Origin of the sequence: Actinoplanes sp. NPDC048791, assembly GCF_040650095.1 — a bacterium.
Lineage (GTDB): Bacteria > Actinomycetota > Actinomycetes > Mycobacteriales > Micromonosporaceae > Actinoplanes.
Map to the genome: position 1 here is coordinate 1 of NZ_JBEZGQ010000696.1, position 4,572 is coordinate 4,572.

Here is a 4,572-nt window from a genome sequence, read left to right on the forward strand (position 1 = left end):
GTGAGCCCTGCAGCACCCGCGCCATCCGCTCCACGCCGCGGCGGGCGTCCGACTCACGGTCATCGCGGTCGCTGAGCAGTGCGGACAGCTCGGACGTGGGGGCTTCCCGGCGGGTTTCGGCGCCCGCGGCCGCGCCCACCTCGGCCCGGAACGCGTCCAGCCCGGCCGGGTCGCGGCGCAGGGCCCGCAGCACGTCCAGCGCCTGGACGTTGCCGGAGCCCTCCCAGATCGAGTTCAGCGGGGCATCGCGGTAGAGCCGGGGGAGGCCCGACTCCTCGACGTAGCCGTTGCCGCCCAGACACTCCAGGGCCTCACCGACGACGGCCGGCTGGCGCTTGCACACCCAGAACTTGCCGACCGCGATGGCCAGGCGGCTGAATGCGCGCTCGCCGGCGTCACCGCGTACCCCCCGGTCGACGGCCCCGGCCAGCCGCAGAGCCAGCGCGGTCGCGGCCTCCGACTCCACCGCCAGGTCCGCCAGGACGTTGCGCATCAGCGGCTTGCCGATCAGCGGCCCGCCGAAGGCGGCGCGGTGCCGCGCGTGGTGCACGGCCTGGACCAGCGCGGCGCGCATCCCCGAGGCCGAGCCGGTCACGCAGTCCAGCCGGGTCATCGCGACCATCTCGATGATGGTCCGCACCCCGCGGCCCTCCTCGCCGACCAGCCAGGCCACCGTCTCGTCGAACTCCGGCTCGCTGCTGGCGTTGCTGCGGTTGCCGAGCTTGTCCTTGAGCCGCTGGATCCGGAACGGGTTGCGGGCGCCGTCCGGGAGCACCCGCGGCACCAGGAAACAGGAGAGCCCGCCGGGGGCCTGGGCCAGCACCAGGAACAAGTCACACATGGGCGCGCTGGTGAACCACTTGTGGCCGCGCAACCTGTACGTGCCGTCGGCGGCCGGGGTGGCCGTGGTCGAGTTGGCCCGCACGTCCGAGCCGCCCTGCTTCTCGGTCATGCCCATGCCGGCGAGCAGTCCCCGCTTGGTCGCCGGGGTCCGCAGTCCCGGGTCGTACACCCGGGCCGTCAGCAGCGGCTCGTAGACGGCGGCCAGCTCGGGGGCGTTGCGCAGGGCCGGGACTACCGCGTACGTCATCGAGATCGGGCAGGAGTGACCCGCCTCGACCTGGCTCCACACGAACGTGCCGGCGGCCCGCGCGACGTGCGCCCCGGCCCGGCCGTCGGCCCACGGCGCCCCGGCGAGACCGGCACCGACGGCGACGTCCATGAGGCTGTGCCAGGCCGGGTGGAACTCGACCTCGTCGACGCGGTGGCCGTACCGGTCGTGGGTGAGCAGGCGCGGCTCGTACCGGTTGGCGTCCTCGGCCCAGCGCTGAGCCTCCGGCTGCCCGCCCAGCTTGCCCAGCCGGTGCAGGTCCTCGGCGGCCCAGCCGGCGCCCTCCCGGGCGAGGCCTTCGAGCAGGGCGGCGTCGGCGGCGATGTCGTGCCCGGCCAGGGGTGGCGGCTGGTTGACGACCTCGTGGGTGAGTGGCATGCCCCGAATCTAGGCCGCCGCACCGGCCGGTGACGAGGGCGGGGACCAGGTGGCCGCCATGGCGGCGATCCGCCCGGCGACCCCGGCCGGGTCGACCACCTGGTGCAGGTGGCGCCCGGCGATCCGCTCCACGGCCCAGCCCCGGGCGGCGGCCTCGTTGGCGACCTGCTCGTACGGCGGCCCGAACAGCAGATAACCGCACGGCTGCGCGTCCCAGCCCGCCGGCACCGGGATCTGCTGCTCGTAGTAGCTCAGCGGCAACCGCGGCTGCTCAGCCTCGACGGCCGCACGGACGGTGGCGTCGGGCAGCATGGGCGCCACCTCGGCCTCGTCGTACCAGGTCGTCCACTGCGGCAGGATGCCGTCTACGGCCTTGGCCCGCAGGAACGCCAGCGCCTCCGGCGGAACGACCGGGGTGGGCCCCTGCCGGGCGGGCAGGGCCGCGTCCACGAACAGGCAGCCGACGACCGGCCGGGTGGCGGCCGCGACGATGACCGGCACGAACAGTCCGGCGTTGCTGTGCGCCACCAGCACCACCGACCGGTCCGGCGGCAGCCCGGCGACGGCCGCACCGACCAGCTCCACGACCCGGGGCCAGAACGGCGGTCCCGCGTCGCCCACCCCGGCCAGCGACGGCACGACGACGGTGGCTCCCCGGGCGCGCAGCTCATCGGCGACGGGCTGCCAGGTGCCCGGCCCGACCGACGGGCTGTGCACCATTACGAAGACGGCGTCCATGACGCTCAGGCTTCCGGAAACGGGCCGGCGTGGCCAGGGCGGCGCGTGACGCCCTCAGCGAAACCGGCTCGGCCGGGATGACCGCTCGTTCGCCCGGCGGTATCGCGGGCGCATCTTGCGGCCGTAGCGTGCGCCGGCGACTACCCGCCGTCGAGACAGCCGGAGCGTTCGTCGCCCGGGTCGGAAATCGCCCGATCGTTAAGGCCTGATCGCGGGTGTTGGTCCGAAATGCCGCCCCACGGCGCGTGTGCGGTCCTCTTAGGATGACCCGGCCCGCGTGTATATGCGGGTCGAAATGGGGGAGGCACGTGTTCAGACAACGGAAAGTGCGCGGCGCCGCGGCCGGGCTCGCCTGCGTGGCCATGGTCGCGACGGCGGGAATCCTGGCGAGCTCCGCGTCGGCGGATGACACGGGCACCGACGTGGCATCCCGCAAGCGGGCCGCGGCCGACGGGAAAGCTCCCGCCCGTGACAAGAAGCAGCAGGCGGCGGCCAAGGCCGCCGCGGAGAAATCCGCAGCCCGCAAGAAGGCGGACGTCGGCGACGGCTCCGTGCACCTGGTGGTCGGTTTCAAGCCGGGGGTCGAGGCCTCCGTGGCCACCCAGTCCCTCGGTGCGGCCGGCCTGCGGGCCAAGACGGACGCCGCCCTGGCGTCCCTCGGCGCCCGTCGCGTGACTGTCCCGGCCGCAGCCAGCGCCGAGGCGATCGCCAAGCTGCGGGCCGACCCGGACGTGGCGTACGTGGAGAAGGACGGCATCGCCCGGGCCACGGCGGTCACGCCGAACGACGAGTACTGGTCGTACCAGACCGAACTGCCCCAGATCACCGTGCCGGGTGCCTGGGACCTGACCACCGGATCAGCCGCGGTGAAGGTGGCCGTGGTCGACACCGGCGTGACGAACCTCGGTGGTGAGCTCGGCGACGCGTTGCTGCCGGGCTGGGACTACGTCAACGGCGACAGCGACCCGGCCGACGACGAGGGGCACGGCAGCGCGGTTGCCGCCCTCATCGCCGGGCGGGGCAACAACGGCACCGGTACGGCGGGAGTCTGCTGGCAGTGCCAGATCCTCCCGGTCAAGGTGCTGGACTCCGCGGGCAACGGCTCGATGGCCAACGTGGCGGCCGGCATCAAGTACGCGGCCGACCGCGGTGTGCAGATCATCAACGTGTCGCTCGGTGGTTATTCGAGCAGCACGGTGCTGCAGGACGCGGTCACGTACGCCCGCGGTAAGGGCATCCTGGTCGTCGCGTCCGCGGGTAACGACGCGCTGCGCGACCGGCTGTACCCGGCCGCGTACGCGGACTCGCTCGCCGTCGGTGGCACCGACATCAACGGCGATCTCTTCCTCGACTACGACCCGGCGCTGGGCTTCTACGGCTCGAACTGGGGCGCCGACTGGGTCGACGTGGCCGCACCCTGGTGCACGGTCGCGCCGAACCTGGCCGGCTTCGCCAACGACAGCGGTGGCGAGGACGTCGGCGAGGACGACTACGGGTACTTCTGTGGCACCTCGGCGTCCGCACCCCTGGTGTCGGGCATCGCGGCGCTGGTGAAGTCGCGCAACCCGGGAGCGACCGTGTGGTCGCTGCAGAACAGCCTCACCAAGACCGCCAAGCAGACCGTCACGCCGGACTTCACGGCGTTCGGCGAGGTGCGCGCGGCAACGGCGGTGACCACTGTGGACACCACCGCGCCGAAGATCACCGGGGCGACGCCGGCGCAGTCGGCCAAGTTCCGCGGCACGGTGACGGTCGGCGCGACCGGCGTCTCCGACACCGGCGGCGCGGGCATGTCGTACGGTGCGCTCTACGCCGACGGCAAGTACGTCGGCCGGGACACCACGACGCCGTACGCGGTCAAGTACAACAGCGGCCGGCTCAACCGTGCGGTGAAGCTGCAGTGGAAGGTGTACGACCGGGCGGGTAACTCGGCGGTCTACAACCGCACCCTGATCGCCGACAACAAGGTGCCGACGGTGAAGATCACCAGCGGCCCCAAGAACGGCGCGAAGGTCAAGGGCACCGTGACGCTGAAGGCCTCGGCCAGCGACTCGTCGGGCATCGCCCGCGTCGAGCTGCTGATCAACGGCAAGGTGGTCGCCAAGGACACCACGTCGGGCTACTCGTTCAAGATCAAGGTGTCGAAGTACGGCAAGAAGATCAAGGTGCAGGTCCGCTCGGTCGACAAGGCGGGCAACTCCGCCACGACCTCGGCCCGCACCTGGAAGCGCTGACAGCCGGTCCGCGCACCCGCACCGACGACGAAGGCCCAACCCCTGGCACGGGGGTTGGGCCTTCGTCGTCGTCCGGGGGCGTTAGGTTGACGTCCCCACCACCCCCCGGGC

At 72.7% G+C, this 4,572-nt stretch carries 3 protein-coding genes; 1 reads left to right on the forward strand and 2 read right to left on the reverse strand.

The genetic code is table 11. From position 1 onward, the window contains the following. A partial coding sequence (locus AB0C29_RS34755; protein ID WP_360829450.1) for an acyl-CoA dehydrogenase family protein occupies positions 1-1,489 on the reverse strand: 1,489 nt, incomplete at its 3' end. 9 nt (positions 1,490-1,498) lie between these two features. Further along, complete coding sequence (locus AB0C29_RS34760) at positions 1,499-2,227, reverse strand: alpha/beta hydrolase (protein ID WP_360829453.1); 729 nt, start codon at positions 2,225-2,227, stop codon at positions 1,499-1,501. 308 nt (positions 2,228-2,535) lie between these two features. Between AB0C29_RS34760 and AB0C29_RS34765 the strand changes: the two genes are divergently transcribed. Further along, a complete protein-coding gene (locus AB0C29_RS34765; protein WP_360829455.1) occupies positions 2,536-4,461 on the forward strand; it encodes a S8 family serine peptidase in 1,926 nt (641 codons plus the stop codon). Positions 4,462-4,572 lie beyond the last annotated feature (111 nt).